10 protein-coding genes and 1 tRNA gene are annotated in these 18625 nt (G+C 66.0%); 5 read left to right on the forward strand and 6 right to left on the reverse strand.

The genetic code is table 11. The features are described 5' to 3' along the window. Positions 1 to 310 precede the first annotated feature (310 nt). Positions 311 to 4909 (reverse strand): NAD-glutamate dehydrogenase, encoded by a 4599-nt coding sequence (locus O3305_RS19410; RefSeq protein WP_269573994.1) that lies wholly within the window; start codon positions 4907 to 4909, stop codon positions 311 to 313. Between the two features lie 157 nt (positions 4910 to 5066). Then, the gene (locus O3305_RS19415) at positions 5067 to 6344 is read right to left on the reverse strand and encodes a PAS domain-containing protein (RefSeq protein WP_502958149.1); all 1278 of its coding nucleotides are present in this window, start codon (positions 6342 to 6344) and stop codon (positions 5067 to 5069) included. 195 nt (positions 6345 to 6539) lie between these two features. On the opposite strand from O3305_RS19415, the gene O3305_RS19420 reads away from it, so the two are divergent. Continuing rightward, positions 6540 to 6615: transfer RNA gene (locus O3305_RS19420), tRNA-Thr, on the forward strand. Positions 6616 to 6845: 230 nt separating this feature from the next. On the opposite strand, the gene O3305_RS19425 is transcribed toward O3305_RS19420, so the two are convergent. From O3305_RS19425 to O3305_RS19435, 3 genes are all read right to left on the reverse strand, one after another. Beyond that, positions 6846 to 7205: a hypothetical protein gene (locus O3305_RS19425; RefSeq protein ID WP_269573995.1), complete on the reverse strand. Its 360-nt coding sequence runs from the start codon at positions 7203 to 7205 to the stop codon at positions 6846 to 6848. Between the two features lie 223 nt (positions 7206 to 7428). Further along, the gene (gene nagA, locus O3305_RS19430) at positions 7429 to 8553 is read right to left on the reverse strand and encodes an N-acetylglucosamine-6-phosphate deacetylase (protein ID WP_269573996.1); all 1125 of its coding nucleotides are present in this window, start codon (positions 8551 to 8553) and stop codon (positions 7429 to 7431) included. An 81-nt stretch (positions 8554 to 8634) separates the two neighbouring features. Then, a complete protein-coding gene (locus O3305_RS19435; protein WP_269573997.1) occupies positions 8635 to 9378 on the reverse strand; it encodes a GntR family transcriptional regulator in 744 nt (247 codons plus the stop codon). Between the two features lie 222 nt (positions 9379 to 9600). On the opposite strand from O3305_RS19435, the gene O3305_RS19440 reads away from it, so the two are divergent. Then, positions 9601 to 12258 carry a TonB-dependent receptor gene (locus tag O3305_RS19440; RefSeq protein WP_269573998.1) on the forward strand — a complete coding sequence of 886 codons (2658 nt, stop codon included), beginning with the start codon at positions 9601 to 9603 and terminating at the stop codon, positions 12256 to 12258. Positions 12259 to 12501: 243 nt separating this feature from the next. Here the strand turns inward: O3305_RS19440 and O3305_RS19445 are convergent, their stop codons facing one another. Then, on the reverse strand, positions 12502 to 13131 hold the full coding sequence (locus O3305_RS19445; RefSeq protein ID WP_269573999.1) for a helix-turn-helix domain-containing protein: 630 nt from the start codon (positions 13129 to 13131) through the stop codon (positions 12502 to 12504). Between the two features lie 148 nt (positions 13132 to 13279). Between O3305_RS19445 and O3305_RS19450 the strand changes: the two genes are divergently transcribed. The 3 genes from O3305_RS19450 (at position 13280) to O3305_RS19460 (ending at position 18623) form a co-directional block, all read left to right on the forward strand. Next, entirely contained in the window at positions 13280 to 15256 is a 1977-nt protein-coding gene (locus O3305_RS19450) for a serine hydrolase domain-containing protein (protein WP_269574000.1), read from the forward strand. A 10-nt stretch (positions 15257 to 15266) separates the two neighbouring features. Beyond that, entirely contained in the window at positions 15267 to 16283 is a 1017-nt protein-coding gene (locus O3305_RS19455) for a dipeptide epimerase (RefSeq protein ID WP_269574001.1), read from the forward strand. Positions 16284 to 16442: 159 nt separating this feature from the next. After that, positions 16443 to 18623: a TonB-dependent receptor gene (locus O3305_RS19460; protein WP_269574002.1), complete on the forward strand. Its 2181-nt coding sequence runs from the start codon at positions 16443 to 16445 to the stop codon at positions 18621 to 18623. Positions 18624 to 18625 lie beyond the last annotated feature (2 nt).

Below are 18625 nucleotides of genomic sequence, written 5' to 3' on the forward strand. Positions count from 1 at the left end.
CCGGTCTGCAATAGAAAAGCCCGGTCGGTCCCGAAGGACCGGCCGGGCTTTTTCTTTGCCCGATGGGCAGAGGTGGATTTGCAGACCTTCGCCAATCCTCCCCCTCCGGGGGAGGATTTGAGGGGGCACGCCGCGTGCGCGGTGCGCCGTGATCTTCTGGCGGTTGCTTGGCTGCTCCCCGGCGAAAGCCGGGGCCCAGGGTAACAAGCGATGCGGCAGAGAAACCCTGGGCCCCGGCTTTCGCCGGGGAACCGGAGGGACACGGCCGCAAGGCTTCCCCTCCCCTTGCAGGGTGGGGAAGCGGATCGCTCTACCGCCCCAGCAGCACGCGGGCCTGGCCGGCGATCTGCGCGAGCATCGCGGCATTGGGCACCGCCGACTGGCGGGCACGGCGGACCAGCGCGGCGAACTGCTCGACGCGCGGGGCATTGGCCGAGAGCCAGGCATCGACGGCGGCCTGGGGCTCGCCCTTTTCGCCGCGATGGAGGAAGTCGAGGCGGATCTGCTGGAAGTCGCGGGCGAGGCCGGCGATCAGCAGGCGCTCCCACACATCGCCGGTGGTGATGCGCGCGGCGGTCGACTGGGCCCAGTCGAGCCCGAGCGCCTGGCCGAGCGACGTGAAGGCGCGGGTGAGCGCGGTCACGTCGGTGCCCATGCGGACGCTGAGATCGGCAAGGCCGACCGCACCATCCAGCTCGAACAGCTTGACCACCCGGGCGACCAGCTCGGCCGGCGCGCCGGCGGCTTCGAGCCGCGACGAGATGCGGTTCGACTGCGCCTTCACTTCGTCGAGCAGCAGGCCCTTGGCGGCCTTGTCGAGCGAATCGATGCCGGGCTTGAGACGGGCGATCACTTCGGCGGGGCTGGCGCCCGGCGGCGAGACGCGGAGCAGGTCGGCGACCTGACCGCGCACCGCCACCGCCATCTCGTCGAGCAGCGCGAGGCGCGCGCCTTCGCTGATCGGGGCGGTCTCGACCGCTTCCCACAAGGCGGGCAGGCAGAACAGCCGCTCGGCGACGACGAACATCGCCGCGATATCGGCCATCGCCGCGCCTTCCTCTTCGGCAAGCTCGAAGGGATGGAGCACGCCGAGGCGGTTGATCACGCGGTTGGCGAGCTTGGTCGCGATGATCTCGGTGCGCAGGCGATGCTCCTCGATCGCCTTGGCGAAGCGATCCTGCATGGCCTGGGGGAAGGCATGCATGAGATCGTCCTCAAGCGCCGGATCCTGGCCGAGATCGGCATGTTCGATCGCGTCCTGCAGCGCCAGCTTGGTCGAGGCGAGCAGCACTGCCAGCTCGGGCCGGGTGAGGCCGTTCTTGTCCTGGGCGCGGCGGAGCAGCTCCTCGTTGCTGCCCAGCCCCTCGACCGCGCGATCGAGGCGGCCCGAGCCTTCGAGGATCTCGATGACGCGGACATAGGAGGGCAGCGCGACATAGCCGTCATTCTCCATGAAGGAGAGGGCGAGCGTCTGCAGGCGGTTATCCTCGAGCACCAGGTGCGCGACATTGTCGGTCATCGAGGCGAGGAGCGTGTTGCGGTCCTCGAACTCGAGGCGGCCTTCGATCATCTCGCGGTTGAGCGCGATCTTGATGTTGACCTCGTTGTCCGAGCAATCGACGCCGGCCGAATTGTCGATGAAGTCGGTGTTGATCCGGCCGCCGAGCGAAGCGAAGGCGATGCGCGCGGCCTGGGTGACGCCCAGGTTCGCGCCTTCGCCGACCGCCTTGCAGCGCAGCTGCTCGGCATTGACGCGCAGGCGATCGTTGGCGGGATCGCCGACCTCGCCGTTACTTTCCGACGCGGCCTTGATGTAGGTGCCGATGCCGCCGAACCAGAGCAGGCCGACCTGGGCCTTGAGGATCGCCGAGATCAGCGAGACCGGATCGATCTCGCTGACGGTAAGGCCGAGCAGCGCCTGGACCTCGGGCGAAAGCGGGATCGACTTCTCGGTGCGCGGGAAGACGCCGCCGCCCTGCGAGATCAGCGCCGGGTTGTAATCCGCCCAGCTCGAGCGCGGCAGGGCGAACATCCGGTTGCGCTCTTCCCACGACGCGGCGGGATCCGGGTTGGGATCGAGGAAGATGTGGCGGTGATCGAAGGCGGCGACCAGCTTGATCGCCTTGGACAGCAGCATGCCGTTGCCGAACACGTCGCCCGACATGTCGCCGCAGCCGGCGACGGTGACCGGCTCGGACTGGATATCGGTGCCCATCTCGAGGAAGTGGCGACGGACCGAGACCCAGGCGCCCTTGGCGGTGATGCCCATCGCCTTGTGGTCATAGCCGACCGAACCGCCGCTGGCGAAGGCGTCGCCCAGCCAGAAGTTGCGCTCGATCGCGATGGCATTGGCGACGTCGGAGAAGGTCGCGGTGCCCTTGTCGGCGGCGACGACGAAATAGGGATCCTCGCCATCGAGGATGCGGACGCTGTCCGGATGGACGACCGAACCCGAGACGATGTTGTCGGTGATCGACAGCAAAGTGCGGATGAAGATCCGGTAGCTCTCGGTGCCTTCGGCGAACCAGGCGTCACGGTCGGTGGCGGGCGAGGGGAGCTGCTTGGGATAGAAGCCGCCCTTGGCGCCGGTCGGCACGATCACCGCGTTCTTCACGCGCTGCGCCTTCATCAGGCCGAGGATCTCGGTGCGGAAGTCGTCGCGGCGATCGGACCAGCGCAGGCCGCCGCGCGCGACCGGGCCGGCGCGCAGGTGGATGCCCTCGACGCGCGGGCTGTACACCCAGATCTCGCGCCAGGGGAGCGGGGCGGGGAGGCCGGGCACCTTGGCCGAATCGAGCTTGAACGCCAGCGCTTCCTTTGCCGCGGGGGCATAGGCGTTGGTGCGGAGCGTCGCGAGGACGACGCCGCGGATGGTGCGCAGGATGCGATCGTCGTCGATCGCCTGGACCTGGGCGAGGCCGGTCTCGATCGCGGCGGCGGCCGCCTCGATCGCGGCATCGTCGCCGGCGCGCGCCGGATTGTGCGCGGCGTCGAAGCGCTCGATCAGCGCAGTCGCGACGTTGGGGGCGCGGCGCAGCGCGTCGACCACCGTGGCCATGCCGTAGTTCATGCCGGTCTGGCGGAGATAGCGGAACCAGGCGCGGAACAGCACGACGGAAGCGGGCTTCATGCCGCTCTCGACGATCAGCCGGTTGAACAGGTCGTTCTCGGCATTGCCCGCGAGCACGGCGGCGAGCGCGTCCTCGATCACCGCGGTGTCGCCCTTCAGCCCGGTGGCCGAGACGGCGAAGTCATGCACGAAGGCGCCGCCGGAGAGCTCGGTCGGCACTTCCTCGATCACGCGGAAGCCGAAATTCTCGAAGGCGGGGACCGCGTCGGACAGCGCGAGCGCGGCGCCCTGGGCATAGAGCTTCACCCGGTATTCGCCGGGCTTGCCGTCCACCGGCGTGATCCGCACCGAGCGGTCGCCCGGCCCTTCGAGGCGGGCGAGGTGGAGGATGTCGCGCGCGGCTTCCTCGGGAGTCGAGGTGGTGCGGTAGGCGGGCGGGAAGGCCGAGGCGTAGCGCAGGGTCAGGCGGGTGGCGCCGGTGGGGCCGGCATCGTCGAGCAGCGCCGCTTCGACCGCGGGCGCCCAGCCGCGCATCATCCGCTCGAGCTGGTTGTCGAGCGCCTCGGCGTCGGGCATCACTCCGCCGGCGCGCAGGTCGAGCGTGTAGCGCAGCAGCGCGACCTCGCCGTCCTCGAGCGCGATCGACCAGTTGATGATCTTGGCGCTGGCGGCATCGGCGAGCATCGTGCCGATCGCCTCGCGCCGGGTGGTGCCGACTTCGTCGCGCGGCAGCCAGACGAACGCGAACAGGTGGCGGCCGAGCGGGCTCTTGACCAATGCCAGCTTCGAGCGCGGCCGGTCGGCGACCGACATCGAGGTGAGCACCAGATGCTCGAGCGAATCGGCATCGAAGGCGGTGGTCAGGTCATGCGGCAGCGCGGTCAGCGCGTGCTGCATCGCCTTGCCGGTATGGCCCTTGGGATCGAAGCCGAACTTGCGCTCCAGCCCTTCCAGCCGCGAGCGCAGCACGGGCACGTCCTCGGGATTGGCGAACAGCGAGGCGCTGGTCCACAGCCCGGCATGGATCGACAGGCCGGTCACGTCGCTGCCGGTGAGGATCGGCACCGCGACGATGTCGAGCGGCACGCGGCGGTGCACCGGCGAGATCGAGTTGGACTTGAGCAGCAGCGGCACTTCGCCGCCCTTCCGGAAATACTCCACCGCCGCCTTGCGCGAAGCCTCGGCGAGGATCGGGGTGTCGAGCTCGTGCCGGGCGAGGCCGAGCTGGTCGCCGACATCGCCGCTCGCGGTCCAGGTCTCGTGCGCGAGCAGGGTCATCGCGCCTTCCTGGAACCAGCGCAGCAGCTTGGCGCCCTCGCGCCCGCCGACGGTGGCGGCATCGGCGCCGATCGCGCTCTGCAGCGCGCGCCAGTCATGCACCGCGTCGCGGACCTGGGCGAGGGTGCGCTCCAGCTCGACGACCAGGCTGCGGCGCGCGCGCGCATCGGCGCGCTCCATCTCGATATAGATCATCGATTCGCGCTTGCCGGCGTCGATCGACTGGAGCTTGCCGGCGCCATCGCGCTCGACGGAAATCACGGGGTGGATGATGCGGTGGACGGCGACGTCATAGGTCGCGATCGCGCCCGAGATCGAATCGACAAGAAAGGGCATGTCGTCATTGACGACGGCAAGCCGCATCCGGCGGCTCTCCTCGCCCTGGAAGGTCTCCAGCACGACCTTCGCCGTGTCCGGCGGACGGACGGCGGCAGCTTCCGCGACGAAGTTCGCCGCCTCCGTGCGCTCGGCCTCGCCGAAATCTTCCAACTCTCCCGGCAGCGCTCCCTCGAGCAACCGCGCCTCGAACGCCTGCGTCAGCGACGTCATCATGCTTTTCATGGCAGTACCGCCTACGCCTGTGGAGTGACCGGCTCAAGACTCGTTCTGTAAGAAAATTACAAACGTGCGGACATTGTGGAGCCGGCGCACGAAAGTGACTCTCGTGCGGGGGAAAGCTCTGAGTATTGGAGGCCGAGGGCCGCCGAAGCGGCGGATTTCAGGCCGCGGCCTTGCGCACCAGGCGCTCGGTCAGCGGGCTGTCCTCGACCTGGGCGACGATGTCGAGGCCCCGCTTGCCGGCGCGGGCGAGCAGCACGACGAACTCGCGGTCCGCCGGGATCGCGACGGTCATGTCGACATGACCGAGCGGCGGGCGGCTGCGCAGTTCGGCGGCGATCTCGGCAAAGGCATCGGGCCTGGCCGGCGGGCGGCGGAATTCGCGCTCGGCCTTCACCACGCCCTTGATGCCGCCCTCGGCGCCATCCAGGAACGCATCGAGCCCGCCCTGCGGCACGCCGGTACGCTTGGCATGGCTGAGCACGGCGGCGAATTCGGTGACGCGGGTCTTGTCGTAATCGGCGCCGAAGACGAGCTTCACGGCCGGCGTCATCGGTGCGCGGGCCTGGACGGTGAGCCCGGCATCGGCGAGCAGTTCGGCATAGCCTTCCGCATCGTCATCGACGGCGAGCGCGAAATCATAGGCCCGGGCAAGCGCGCGGTAGAGTGCCGAGCGGCTGCGCGTGTCCGACGCGCGGGCGGCGGCGGCCGATTCGCGGGCGAGCAGCAGCTTGTCGGCCAGGCTGGCATCGACGGTGATCGGCGATTCGGGGGCAGGGGCTTCCGCGGCGGCGGGGGCATCGAAGCCGGCGCTCGGGCCATCGGCCCAGACGGGGGCGGCGACGAGGCTGCGCGGCGCGGTGCGGCGCGCTTCGTCGACCTCGGCCTCGAGCTTGGCCTGGGTCTCGGCGTCGACCAGTTCCTTCCAGTTGATCACGCCATAGATGAAGTCGATCGTGTCGTCGTTCGACGAGAAGGGCATCAGGATGCCGCGATAGAGCGTATTGTGCCCGCGCGTGCCGACGAACTCGGCCTCGAAGCCGATCGGCGCGCGATTCGCGATGATCTGGAGATAATGATCGGTCAGGCGCGAGAGCAGCGAGCGGCTGGGCACCTGGGCGACATGGGTGATCGTCGCGTCGAGGCCGGTCTCCTCGCGCAGCGCGCGGCCGAGGAAGCGAATCGCGGGATCGTCGACGCCTTTGGAGAAATCGAGCAGCACGCTGTGCGCGCCGAAATCCATGATGTTGTCGGGATCGAGATCCTCGATCGACGGATAGGCGCGGCCATGGAGGAGCGAGACCCAGTGATTATAGGCGCGCACATGCATGCGGCGCTCATCGGTGCCGATCGTCAGCTCGCGATCGTTTACGGCGTCGTCCGCCTCGTGCCCGGGGTTCGAGCCGAGCGGGTGGTTGATGCCGCGCGCCATGTCCATGCGAAATGCTCCACTCGGGGCAATGGCCCCTTTGTACTTGTAGCAAGGCTTGTGCCCCGCCTGTGGTAAACGTCGCGTAAAGGCGGCGCTTTTCGACGGGTTTTGATGGCGGGGCCATTGCGGGTGCTTGTCAGCCCCGAAACATGCTGGTAAGCGCGCCGCTCCTTCGGGGGCGGAAGCGCTCCTGCTTGGTTGGCCGCCTTAGCTCAGCTGGTAGAGCATCGCATTCGTAATGCGGGGGTCACAGGTTCGAGTCCTGTAGGCGGCACCATCCATTTTATGGCGTTGAAACCAGGATGCGCGGGCGTTGCCTTGCGGACGGGCGTTCGGCTGGGCCGTGCTTGGGAAAATGGGTCCGACTTAGCCTGAGCAGGTTGACGCGACCAACGTGGCGGAAGAGGTCTGGCTGAAGTTCAAATATGCAGTTGGCTTCGCATGGATTATTCGGCGATCCAGCAACAGGATGCTCCAGCTAACGTGGTTGCACATGAGCCTGGGTGGTTAGCTGCCACTCCGAGCACCACTCGATGGCCCCGCGCCGCAAGCCACATCATGCACGATGGCCAGATCAGCATCTCGGAATATGCTCATCAAGTCCTCGTCGCCATCCAGCTCCCGAAGGACAGTCCCATCTGCAGCATAATCGATTATGCGGCTTGGGAAGCTCGACTGGGTAGCGCAGTCAAAATTCTCAAGCCAATCCGAGTAAGCGGCATTATCGCGGATCTTGGCCCAGGTTACGCGAACCCAAAGTTTCTGCTGCCGTCCTTGAATTATGCTGGAACGGTCGAGAGCGATCGTAGCTGTTCCGTCACTGGGTAGAAAAAGCCAACGATCTTCCGCCGCAAGAAGTGCGGCCATTGCCATAGTGATGGGAGCTAGGAGACCGGCAATCATTGCTGCCCGTCTTACGCCAAAGCCTCATCAGGCATCAATGTCCGCTATTGGGGCGTTTGCAGACTGGCCGGTTTAGGATCAGCCGTGCACCGCGGAAAGGCCGCGAACGGATGGCTGGCCGGCCGACAACTTTCGCGCAGAACAAACTATGAAACCACTGTCCGGTTCGGGCCTGCCAGGTGATGGGCTAGCGCCCGCCGATCCAGGTCGCAATGACCCGTCCTGCGTCGTCGAGCAGCACGAGGTCCGCCAAAAGGCCGGCGGCAATGCGGCCTCGCGTCCGGTCCAGGCCGATCAGCGCAGCGGGGCTGGCGCTCGCCAGCTCCACTGCCGTCGCGATGTCGAGGCCGAGCATCGACATCGCGTTTCGCACCGCGGCCGCCATGTCGAGATGCGAGCCGGCCAGCGTTCCGTCGTCGCTGCGGCAAGCCCCGTCCTTCACGGTGATGCGGCGGCCCTGAAGCAGGAATTCGCTCGCAAGCGAGCCGACCGAGGGCATCGCGTCGGTCACCAGCATGAAGCCGCTGCTGGGCTTGCAACGTAGCGCCAGACGAAGCGTCGCCGGGCTCACATGATGGCCATCGACGATCAGGCCGCATGTCAGTTCAGGCGAATCGAGCGAAGCGCCGACCATCCCCGGCTCGCGCGAACCGAGCGGCGACATCGCGTTGAACAAGTGGGTCACGCCGCGCATGCCGGCAGCCACCGCCGCCTTGGCTTGGATATAGCTGGCATTGGTATGCCCGGCCGAGACGACCACGCCGGCGGCGACAAGGGATTCGATTTGCGCTGGGGAGACCCGTTCGGGCGCGAGCGTGATTAGGGTGCGGCCGCGCTTCAGGCCGGTCAGCACCGCCATGCCGTCCTCGTCGAGCGGGCGGATCTTCTCGGCCGAATGGATGCCCTTGCGGTCGACGTTGAGGAACGGACCCTCGATGTGGATGCCGAGCACACCCGGCACACCCGCTTCGATCGCGGCATCGACTGCGGCCACTGCGCGGCGGATCACGTCGAGGTCGTCGCTGATGAGCGTCGGCAGGAACCCGGTGGTGCCGAAGCGACGGTGCGCCGCACCAATCGCGGCGATGCCGGCGACGGTGGGCGCGTCGTTGAACAGTACGCCGCCGCCGCCGTTCACCTGGGTATCGATGAAGCCGGGGACCAGCGTGCCCGGCAGAGACTCCCGCACGGCATCCGGGGGAAGGACACCGGCGGGAACCAGGTCGATGATGCGCGCTCCATCGACCAGCACGGCGATGCCGGTCTGCAGCGCGCCGTCCACCAGCGCGCGCGTGGGGATCAGCGCCCGCATCGAATCTTCCTGGTCGCCTCGGCGAACTGATCGGCGTGCGCGGGGATGGTCCCGCGGCGCGGATGGGAGGAGGTCATCAGCTTAGCCGCGTGTGTCGAGTTCGGCGACGAAGTCATAGGCGTCGCCGCGATACCAGCTGGTCGTTGCCTCGATTACCCGGCCATCCGCCAGGAAGCCGCGCCGCTCGATATAGAGCACGGGCGCGCCCACATCGACGCCGAGCAGGGCCGCCCGTTCTGCGTCGCACAGGGCAGCGCGCAATCGCTGGAGCGCCCGAACGGGACGATTTCCGGTCGCTTCGAGCGCGGCGTACAGCGAGGAGCTGACCGCCTCGATCCCCGGCAGGCCGAAGCCTGGGATAATCGCGAATTCGAGCGCCATCGGCACGTCGTCGGCATAGCGGATGCGGTGGAAGCGGTAGACTTCGGTGCCCGGGCTGAGGCCGAAGGTGAGCGATTCCTCGCCCGTCACCGCGCTCGCGGTGCGGATCAGCCATTCGCTGCGCACGGTCCGCCCGCGCGAGGCCATATCTTCCGAGAAGGACGAGAGTTTGGCGAACTGCTTTTCGACCCGGCTGGCCACGAAGGTGCCCGCGCCGTGGCGGCGGACAAGCAGCCCCTCGTCGACCAGCTTGTCGATCGCCTTGCGCAAGGTGATCCGAGAGACCGAGAGGTCCGCAGCCAGATCCCGTTCGGCGGGCAGCGCTTCATTCGGCTTGAGCAGGTTATCGAGCAGGGCTTCGCGCAACGCGTTCTCGAGCTGCCGGTATAGCGGCCCTTTTCCCCGGCCATCGAACGGCCTGATCTTTTTTGCCAGCAGCGGCATCGCTTCCCCATAGTCGGCTGTGCGCCTTATGCAACACTAGTACCACTAACGTACCATTGTCAGTAGAAAATTTCAGAGGACTGTAATCCCAATGTAAGAATCCGTCTTGACGACCCTCATGACCTAAGGAATGGTACGGGTATTGGTACGCGACTGGTATACCAACGGCGTACCACAAAGAATAAAACGAAGTTCAGAAACATCTGACCAAGGGGATGAGACATGGGGATCCGGGGATTTCTTATCGGCACGGCCAGCGCCATGGCGCTGCTCACCGGCGCCGCGCATGCACAGACCAGCGACACCACTGCCCAGCCTGCCGATGAAGGCGAGATCGTCGTCACCGGCTTCCGCGCATCGCTCGCCCAGTCGATCGATGCCAAGCGCAAGGCCGATTCGATCATAGACTCGGTCTCGGCGGAAGATGTCGGCAAGTTCCCCAACACCAACGTTGCCGAAGCGCTGACGCTGGTTCCGGGCGTCACCGTCGACCGCCAGTTCGGCCAGGGCGAGAAGGTCTCGATCCTCGGCACCGATCCGGCGCTGAACCGCACCCTGCTCAACGGCCAGACCGTGGCTTCTGCCGACTGGTTCATTCTGGATTCGCCGGGCCGTACCTTCAACTATGCGCTGCTCGCGCCGCAGCTGGTCAACCGCGTCGACGTCTACAAGTCGCCCGAGGCGCGCATCGACGAAGGCTCGATCGGCGGCACCGTCAACGTGCTCACCCGCAAGCCGCTGGAGCTGAAGCCCTTCGTGGTCGCCGGCTCGCTCGGCTATCTCTACAATGATCGCTCGGAGAAGGGCGACGTCCAGGGCTCGGCGCTGGTCAGCTGGCATAATGAGAGCAAGACCTTCGGCATCCTTGCCTCGTTCCAGCGCGCCAAGGATCGTCTGCGCCGCGACGGCCTGGAGAGCTATGGCACGATCACCGCGGACTTCTGGGCCGGCAAGAACGACGCCGGCACCAGCTCGATCACCACGGGTAACTGCACGGCCACCTGCGCGACCACGCTGACCGCGAACCCGGGGGCCAAGTTCCCGAATGCGTTCGGCACTTCCTATTTCGAGCAGAACCGCGAGCGCCTGACCTATTCCGCCACCGCCCAGTGGAAGCCGGTCGACGAGTTGACCGTCACTGCCGACTGGCTGCGCATCGACGCGACCTACGACAATCTCAACCAGTCGATGTACGCCTTCCCGGGCAATGTCTGGAACAGCGCTGGTTCGCTGACCGGCCTAACCGTCGACAACGGCATCGTCACCAAGGCGAGCTTCAAGAACGCGCTGTCGGTGCTGGATGCCCAATATCGCGTCGCCGAGATGCACTCGCAGACGTTCCGCGGCCAGATCGGCTGGGACGACGTGCATTGGGACCTGAATGTCGAGGGCGGCGTGTCGGATGCCGACGGCGGCACCAAGAAGCAGGTGTTCCTCGAGTTCCTCAACTGGGCCGACTATACCGTCGACATCAGTGGCGCCCCGGACAAGCCCGGCACGCTGACCTATGGCAGCAACGTGCTCGGCAATCCGGCGGCCTTCGCCACCGATCCGGGCTGGAGCGGCAACCTCGTCAACAAGCCGACCACCGACAAGGAGCGCTATGGCCAGGTCGATCTCGGCCTGAAGTTCGACGGCTCGCTGAAGCGCTGGTCGTTCGGCTACAAGTATCGCCATCACGAGACCGGCCAGGAATATGCCGGCATCGCGCTGACCGGCCTTTCGGTGCCGGCGAGCAATTTCGACACGCGTCCGGTCAAGGACAATTACCTGTCGGGCTTTGATGGCATCAACGACCAGATGGCAGACCGCTTCGTCATCAACGGCGATTCGATGGTGGACTATGTCCAGGGCCGCCCGAACCTGCCGACTCCCTCGATGTTCGCCGCCGCCGAGTTCACCGCCGGCAACTGGAACATCAAGGAAGACATCCAGGCGCTCTACAGCCAGATCAACTTCGAGCAGGGCGCCCTGCGCGGCAATATCGGCGCGCGCTATGTCCATACCAAGACCGAGAGCGCGGGCTTTGTCTGCAAGCCGGGTGCCGCGTGCAACGCACAGGCCGACTGGATCTGGCAGACGACGACCCGCTCCTACGACAATGTCCTGCCGAGCGTTAACGTCGCGATCGCGCTGCAGAAGGACCTGACCTTCCGCTTCGCCGCGGCGCAGGTGATCGCGCGGCCGAACTATGCCGACATGTCGAACTACTTCTGGCTGTCTGACCAGATCGGCACCGGCGGTGGCGGCAACCCGGATCTGAAGCCCTACGAATCGACCAACTACAACGCGTCGCTCGAATGGTATTTCGCACCGCGCGCGATCCTGGCGGCTGAGGTGTTCTACAAGGATATCGGCAACTACATTCTGCAGAAGACTGCCCGCGAGCAGTACTTCAACCAGTTCGTCGGCGCCGTGACCACCTACAACATCAGCCGGCCCTTCAATGCGGGCTCGGCCAATGTGAAGGGCTTCGCGATCGCCTATCAGCAGAGCCTGCCGCTCGGCTTCGGCCTGCTCGCCAACTACACCTATGCGGACGGCAAGGGCGAGGAAGGGGCGGACCTGCCCTACAACTCGAAGCACCAGGCGAGCCTCAGCCCATTCTTCGAGAGCGGTCCGGTCGCCCTGCGCGCAACCTATACCTGGCGCTCGAAGTACTTCACCGGCATCGACCGGGGTGACCAGATGTATGTACGCGACAGCGCCAATGTGGACGTGTCGGCCACCTACAACATCACCAAGGAAATCGGGCTGACCGTCTCGGGCATGAACCTGACCGACAGCCAATACTACGCCTATGCCAATACGCAGCGCCTGCCGCGCGGCGTGTACAAGAACGGCCGCAAGCTCCTCGCGACCGTCAATGTGAACTTCTGACCCTCCAACCCCTGGGCCGGCGGCCGGACGCGCAATCGTCCGCCCGCCGGTCCTTTTTACCTTGCAGCTTCGCGCGGTCGCCACGCGCTTTGCGAATGTCTGGAAGGATGGCCGCCATTGGTCCGCTGCTCGTGGGAATGCTCTCCGCGATTCGCTGGACTGCCGCGTCGCGCCGAGCGGTGTTTCACCTACAGGCCGACATTCGCGTTACCGATCGTCTCATCCAACCGTTCGCATAGGCAATCAGGCGTGTAGGTTGAGCAGTGAGTCCATGAGACCGTCCTCGGCGCTCGAGCAGACGCCCAGGATCACGGCCTCGTCACAGCCGTCGCCGGTCACATAGCCATGGCCCATGTTCGAATCGATGTAGATCGATTCGCCGGCCTCGAGCGGCACCGGATCATAGAATTCGGTGTGGACGACGATCCGCCCGCTGACGACGAAGATATATTCCTCGCCCGAATGGTGGACGAGATCGCCAAACTCCTCGGCGGTCTTGGCGCGCACCTTGGTGATCACCGGGATCATCCGCTTCCGGCGCAGCTCGGTGCAGAGGTAATAATAATCGTAATTGGCCGTGTTGACGCGCACCGCGCGATCGAGGTCGCCGATGCTGCGCCGCGCGGTCACCTGCGTCTCGGGCGCCGAATCATTCTCGGCGAACAGCTCCGACATGCGGATGTTCAGCCGCTGGCTGAGCTGGAGCAGCTTGTCATAGGTCAGCGTCAGCCGGTCATGCTCGACCTTGGACAGGGTCGAGACCGGGATGCCGCTCTTCAGGCTCATCTCCTTGAGCGTCCAGCCATTCCTGGCGCGCAGCGCCTTTAGCAGGGTGCCCAATGTTGGATGCTCGGGCTTCAGCTTCGTTGCCATGCGGCGCCTCTGTTTGACATTTTTCTGAATAGGATCATCATGTCCTAATCAGGCTTATTCATTGAGCATAGCTTAGCCGCAGGCGGATACCGGCGCAATCGACATGCCGGAGTCCTGGGCGGGCGAGAGGAAAGGGGGACGACGCTTTATGTGGAAACGTTCGCTCGGGGTGCTGGCAGCGGGGCTGCTGGGCATTGCCATATCGGTGCCGGCCTTCACCCAGGCGCCATCACCGCTCGCTCCCGTGGCGCAGACCAACGCGCCCGCCGCGCCGGTCGCCAAGCCGGCGGTCGCCGCCAATCTGACCAAGGCCGATGCCGATGCCTGGCTCGACGGCTTCATGCCCTATGCGCTCGCCCGCGGCGATGTCGCCGGTGCGGTGGTGGTCATCGTCAAGGACGGCCAGGTCGTGACGCAGCGCGGCTTCGGCTATGCCGATGTCGAGAAGCGCAAGCCGGTCGATCCCGCGACCACGCTGTTCCGTCCCGGCTCGACGTCGAAGCTCTACACCTGGACTGCGGTGATGCAGCTGGTCGAGGCCGGCAAGCTGAACCTCGACGCGGACGTGAACCAGTATCTCGATTTCAAGATCCCGCCCTATCAGGGCAAGCCGATCACGCTGCGCAACATCATGACGCACACGGCCGGTTTCGAAGAGATCATCAAGGGGCTGCTGAGCTTCGACAAGCCGGTGCCGAGCCTGGGCGATGTGCTCAAGCACCGCGTCCCCGAGCGGATCTATGCGCCGGGCAGCACGCCGGCTTATTCCAACTATGCCACCGCGCTGGCGGGCTACATTGTCGAGCGCGCGTCCGGGATGCGCTTCGACGACTATGTCGAGAAGAACATCTTCGACCGGCTGGGCATGCGCTATGCCAGCTTCCGCCAGCCGCTGCCCGACCGGCTCAAGCCGTTCATGTCGCAGGGCTATGAACTCGGCTCGGGCAAGGCCAAGGGCTATGAGCTGATCGGCATGGCGCCGGCGGGTGCTTCGGCAATTAGCGGCGGCGACATGGCCAAGTTCATGATCGCGCACCTTGCCAATGGCGGGCCGCTGCTCAAGCCCGAGACCGCGAAGCTGATGCACACTGCCCAGCCCAGCGCGATCCCGGCGATCAACGAAATGGCGCTCGGCTTCTACGAGCAGCGCATCAACGGCCACCGCGCGATCGCGCATGGCGGCGACACCGTCTATTTCCACAGCGACCTGTGGATCTTCCCCGAAGACAATGTCGGGCTCTACATTTCGATGAACAGCGGCGGCAAGGACGGGGTGACCCGCGTGCTCCGCGGCTCGCTGTTCGACGAGTTCGCCGATCGCTACCTGCCCGATCCGAACAAGGCGGCGCCCAAGGAACTGCCCACCGCCAAGGAGCACGCCAAGCTGCTCGTCGGCAGCTGGACCAACAGCCGCCGCATCGAATCGAGCTTCGCCAAGATCATCAACCTGCTCGGCGATACCAAGGTGACGCTCGACGCCGAGGGGCGCCCGGTGATCCCGGCGCTGACCAGCCCGGGCGGCGCGCCGCGCAAGCTGATCGAAGTCGCGCCCTTTGTCTGGCAGGACGCCTATGGCCATGAGCGGCTCGCGGCGCAGGTGGTCGACGGCAAGGTCGTGCGCTGGAGCTTCGGCGAAGTCTCGCCGTTCATGATCTGGTACCGCACGCCCGCCGCGCTGGACTCGGCCTGGCTGGTGCCGGCTTTGCTGTTCGGCGTGGGCATGGTGTTGCTCAGCGCACTATCCTGGCCCGTCGGCTGGTTCGCCCGCCGTCGCTATGCAGCGCCGCTGAAGCTCGAAGGCGAGGCGCGGCGCACCTATCGCGCACTGCGCGGCTTCGCCTGGCTGGTGCTGCTGGCGCTGGTGCTCTGGGGGGTCGTGATCACCGGGCTCGAGAATTTCGAGAGCCATGGCTCGACCGACTGGCTGATCCTGCTGACCCAGTTCGTCGGCACGCTGGCATTCTTCGGGATGTTCGGACTGTCGATCTGGAACGCCTGGCTCACCTGGCGTGACAAGCGCGGCTGGTTCGCCCGCATCTGGAGCGTACTGCTGGTGCTGGGGGTGTTCTTCATCCTCTGGGTGGCACTCGCCTTCCACCTGGTCTCGTTCGGGACCGAGTTCTGAGGGCGTGGTGATGCGCCGCTCGCTCGACATCGCCGTGGAACGGCTTCCCTTCGCGAAGCCGTTCCGCATCTCCGGTCATGTCTTCACCGAGTCTCCGGTGGTGGTCGTCACTGTCTCCGACGGCCTCCACACGGGGCGTGGTGAGGCGAGCGGCGTCTATTATCTGGGGGACGGTGAAACGACGATGGCTGCCGCGCTGGAGACAGTGCGCGACGGCCTGAGTGCGGGGATGACCCGCGCCGAGCTGCAGGCCGAGCTGCCCGCCGGCGGCGCCCGCAACGCGGCGGATTGCGCGTTGTGGGAGCTCGATGCCAAGCGCGAGGGGGTACCGGTGTGGAAGCTCGCCGGGCTTCCCGAACCCAGGCCGCTGCTCACCACCTTCACGCTGGGTGCCGACGATCCCGGCGTGATGGCGGAGGGCGCGCGTGCCTATGCCGATGCCCGTGCGCTCAAGCTCAAGCTGACCGGCGATCTCGACCTCGACATCGCCCGGGTGCGGGCGGTGCGTGCCGCCCGGCCCGGATGCTGGATCGGGGTCGACGCCAACCAGGGCTTCCAGGCGGACGAACTCGACCCGCTGGTCGCGGCCCTGGTCGAATGCGAGATCGCGCTGCTCGAACAGCCGCTGGCGCGTGGGCGCGAGTCTGATCTCGACGGGTTCAACTCGCCAATTCCGATCGCTGCGGACGAAAGCGCGCTGACGCTCGCCGATGTCGACGGGCTGGTCGGGCGCTTCCAGACGGTCAACATCAAGCTCGACAAATGCGGCGGCCTCACCGAGGCGATCGCGATCGCCAGGCGCGCGCGGACGCTGGGGCTCGACGTGATGGTCGGCAACATGGTCGGATCGAGCTGGGCGATGGCGCCGGCCTGGCTGCTCGGCCAGCTCTGCGACGTGGTGGACCTGGACGGGCCGACCTTCCTTGCTGCCGACCGCACGCCGGGCATCGTCTATCGCGACGGATATATCGACTGCCCCGAGGCGGTGTGGGGCCAGCGTGCCCTTTTGGCCACGCCTGCAACTTAATTGTCAAATTGGATTGACTCTTCTCTAATCAGGATAATAGCATCCTGATTAGGCAAAGAAGTGGCTGCGTACGCGCCAAGTGCCGCGCAGCTTACCGGCCGCCATCTGCACAAGCGGAGGCGGAGAGGACATCGAACTTCCGAAGGGGGGAGACGAACGATGACGCGCAAGACCAATCGGGCCCATCTGCTGATTACCGTCGCGGCGGTCACGCTGCTGCTGCCCTGCGCAGCATTCGCGCAGGAAACGCCACCGTCGCCAGTGGCGGGCGATGACGAGATCGTCGTCACCGCACAGAAGCGCGAGGAGCGGTTGCAGGACGTGCCGATCTCGATCAGCGTGGTGGGTGGCGAGCAGATGCAGCAGAGCGGCGCATCGCAGCTCGCCGACTATGCCGCCTATGTGCCTGGCTTCCAGGTCGACAATGCCGGCTCGCCGGGTCGCTCGACCCTGTCGCTGCGCGGCGTCGCGCCGATCGGGCCGAGCGCCACTGTTGGCATCTATCTCGATGACGCGCCGATCGGCTCCAGTGGCATCTACAACCGCGCCCAGACCTTCTCGCTCGACCTGCTGCCCTATGACATCGAGCAGATCGAAGTGCTGCGCGGGCCGCAGGGCACGCTCTACGGCGCCAGCTCGATCGGCGGCCTGCTCAAGTACGTCACCGTCCAGCCCGACCTGACCAAATTCTCGGTCCGCGCCGGCGGCGAGGTGTTCACCATCGCCCATGGCAGCGATGCCGGCTGGGCGGCGAGCGGGCTGGTCAACCTGCCGATCATCGCAGACAAGCTCGCGATCAGCGGCAGCTATTCGCGCCGCAAGACGCCCGGTTTCATCGACAATGTGCTGACCAGCGAGAAGGACGTGAACTCCGCCGTCCAACAGGGTGCCCGCGTCGCCTTGCTCTTCAAGCCGGACAACAAGCTGACGGTGAAGCTGAGCGGCCTGTGGCAGCGCACCGAGTCCGACAATTTCGGCATCCTCTACGAAACCCAGGGCAGCCCGACGCCGCTGGCGCCCGGTGCCTCGTGGCTCAGCACCAACTCGCAGCTGCCCGAGCCCTTCCACAGCGACTTCAAGTTCCTCTCGGGCTCGATCTCCTATGACATGGGCTTTGCCGAGCTGAGCTCGACCACGTCATACAGCGAGCTCAAGATCCTCGAGACCAGCGATGCCTCACGCGTCTATGGCGTGATCTGGGGCGGGCTCGCCAATTATCCGGCGAACCTGCACCAGAAGAAATGGACCGAGGAAGTCCGCCTGACCTCGGCTACGAACAAGCTGCTCGATTGGCAGCTCGGCTTCTTCTACACCGATGAGGACAATAGCCACGACCAGCTGGTCCGCGCGCTCGACGCCAATGGCCAGCCGCTCGCGCCGTTCGATCCCTTCGCGATCGTCGGCCTGCCCAACACCTACAAGGAATATGCGGTCTTCGGGAACGCGACGCTGAAGCTCGGCGACGTCTTCCACATCACCGGCGGCCTGCGCTGGGCGCGCAACGACCAGACCTTCACGCAGAGCACCCAGATCCCGCTGCTCGGTCTGAACAGCGGCGGCGATGGTTCGTCGAGCGAAGAGATCGTCACCTGGAGCGTGAGCCCGCAGGTCAACCTCAACCGCGACACGATGCTCTATGTCCGTGCCGCCAGCGGCTATCGCCCGGGCGGGCCGAACATCGCGTTGCCCGGCTTCTCGGCGACGGTGAACTCCGAAAGGGTCACCAGCTACGAGGCCGGCATCAAGACTCGATTCCTCGATCGCAAGGTGACGTTCAACGCCGCTGCCTTCCTGCTCGACTGGAACGACCTTCAGGTGGCCCAGGCCTTCGCCAACGGCATCAACGGGCTGGTCAATGCCGGCACCGCACGCAGCCAGGGCGTGGAGGCGCAGCTGCTGATCCAGCCGGTCGCCGGGTTCAGCGTCGGCGGCAATTTCGCCTACACCGATGCCAAGTGCACCCAGACCACGCCGAACTGCACTGATGGCGACCAGCTGCCCAACGTGCCCAAGCTCGCTGCAGCGATGACCGCCGATTACGACTGGGCGCTAAGCGGCTCGACCCGGGCGCATGTCGGCGGCGCGGTGCGGATCGTCGGCGATCGCATCTCGGCGGTGGCAAGCGATCCGCTGTCGGTGCCGGTCGATGGCTATGCGACCTTCGATCTCAACGCATCGGTCACGTTCGACGGCAAATGGACGCTGCGCGCCTATGCCCGCAACCTGACCGACAGCGAGGGGCGCATCACCACCAGCGTCGCCACGGTGAACCCGGGCTATCTCTCGACCGTTCCGGTCCAGCCGCGCACGCTGGGTCTCGCGCTCGACATCGCCTTCTGATC

Origin of the sequence: Sphingomonas sp. NIBR02145, from assembly GCF_027359115.1 — a bacterium.
GTDB classification, from domain to species: Bacteria; Pseudomonadota; Alphaproteobacteria; order Sphingomonadales; family Sphingomonadaceae; genus Sphingomonas; species Sphingomonas kyeonggiensis_A.

Coding starts and splice junctions, on each gene's coding strand:
- O3305_RS19410 (WP_269573994.1), bottom strand. CDS start 4,909: ATGAAAAGCATGATGACGTCGCTGACGCAGGCGTTCGAGGCGCGGTTG.
- O3305_RS19415 (WP_502958149.1), bottom strand. CDS start 6,344: ATGGACATGGCGCGCGGCATCAACCACCCGCTCGGCTCGAACCCCGGG.
- O3305_RS19425 (WP_269573995.1), bottom strand. CDS start 7,205: ATGGCCGCACTTCTTGCGGCGGAAGATCGTTGGCTTTTTCTACCCAGT.
- nagA (WP_269573996.1), bottom strand. CDS start 8,553: ATGCGGGCGCTGATCCCCACGCGCGCGCTGGTGGACGGCGCGCTGCAG.
- O3305_RS19435 (WP_269573997.1), bottom strand. CDS start 9,378: ATGCCGCTGCTGGCAAAAAAGATCAGGCCGTTCGATGGCCGGGGAAAA.
- O3305_RS19440 (WP_269573998.1), top strand. CDS start 9,601: ATGGGGATCCGGGGATTTCTTATCGGCACGGCCAGCGCCATGGCGCTG.
- O3305_RS19445 (WP_269573999.1), bottom strand. CDS start 13,131: ATGGCAACGAAGCTGAAGCCCGAGCATCCAACATTGGGCACCCTGCTA.
- O3305_RS19450 (WP_269574000.1), top strand. CDS start 13,280: ATGTGGAAACGTTCGCTCGGGGTGCTGGCAGCGGGGCTGCTGGGCATT.
- O3305_RS19455 (WP_269574001.1), top strand. CDS start 15,267: ATGCGCCGCTCGCTCGACATCGCCGTGGAACGGCTTCCCTTCGCGAAG.
- O3305_RS19460 (WP_269574002.1), top strand. CDS start 16,443: ATGACGCGCAAGACCAATCGGGCCCATCTGCTGATTACCGTCGCGGCG.